General features: G+C 67.9%; 1 protein-coding gene. It reads right to left on the minus strand.

Annotation, left to right across the window (positions count from 1 at the left end; genetic code table 11):
- A partial coding sequence (locus ACTJLF_RS34580) for a prephenate dehydratase domain-containing protein (RefSeq protein ID WP_440884896.1) occupies window positions 1-445 on the minus strand: 445 nt, incomplete at its 3' end.
- Window positions 446-1,038 lie beyond the last annotated feature (593 nt).

Raw genomic sequence — 1,038 nt, forward strand, 5'->3', positions numbered from 1 at the left:
GCCGGCGCTCGACGTGCGGCATCTCCCGGTCCAGCCAGGGCTTGACCTCCTCGAGTGCCACGGGGTGCGCGACGATCGTGCGGATGTCCTCGCGGCGGGTACCGGGTTTCGCGAGCAGGCTGTAGCCGAGCACCTTCGGGTACTCCGCCACCACCTGCACACCCGCGATCGAATCGAGCGCGAGCACGTCGTCGAGATACGGCGTGGCGCCGACCACCGAGGTCGTCACGGGCACGCATGCGCGCTCGATGGTCCCGGCGCGCAAGGCCTCGAAGAGCGTCTCGCGCTCGAGCGCGACGAGTTCCTCCTCCGCGAAGAGTTCCAGGCACGCCTGATGGGTCCAGCTGCCGGCCGGTCCCAGGTAGCCCGTGCGGGCAGCGGCCGCGGTGCAGATACTCATGGACAGCATGGTAATGACGGCGGCGCAGCGGGGAGGAATCTTCATGGTCGAAGGGGCGAGAAAAGCGAGGACGGGACGGCGCGATGATCCGGGCGTGCGGCGCCACCTGCAACGCTTGCATCTCAGGCACCGCGGCCCAGCAGCGTGGCCCCATCCCGCCGAGCGGAAGGCCCGCTGGCGTTGCACGACGCGCAATCGAAGGCCAGCCCAGTTCGATGCGCGCAGCGAAGCGGGGGTCGAGCGCTCGCGATGCGTATCACACGGCTCCCGGCGCCGCAACAACCAGCTCCCACCCGCGTCGCCGGCAGCCGTCGCCACTGCTGCGTATTCCAGGATCTGAGCACCCGTTCTGGGCACCTGGTCACCGCTCCTGCTTCCGAGCGGCACTGATTCGGGTACATGGTTAGTTGACGGACTTCGCTGCCATTAGGCTGGTACGGCTCGGAGGGGCAGGTCAGTAATTCAAGTTTTCGTCCGCCCTCCACATAACACAGCGCGCTGGGACGCCAAAGGCGCGCGGCACGCGCCTAGCACGCGAAGCGCGCGCAGAGCCTTGAATGCGAGAGCGAGGAGGTGAGCCTCTGGGCTCACAAGCAAGCCCTTCTCCCCAAACGTCCACATGATCGCCGGCGCACCGG

Source organism: Variovorax sp. 22077, assembly GCF_052044195.1.
Taxonomy (GTDB): Bacteria; Pseudomonadota; Gammaproteobacteria; order Burkholderiales; family Burkholderiaceae_C; genus Variovorax; species Variovorax atrisoli.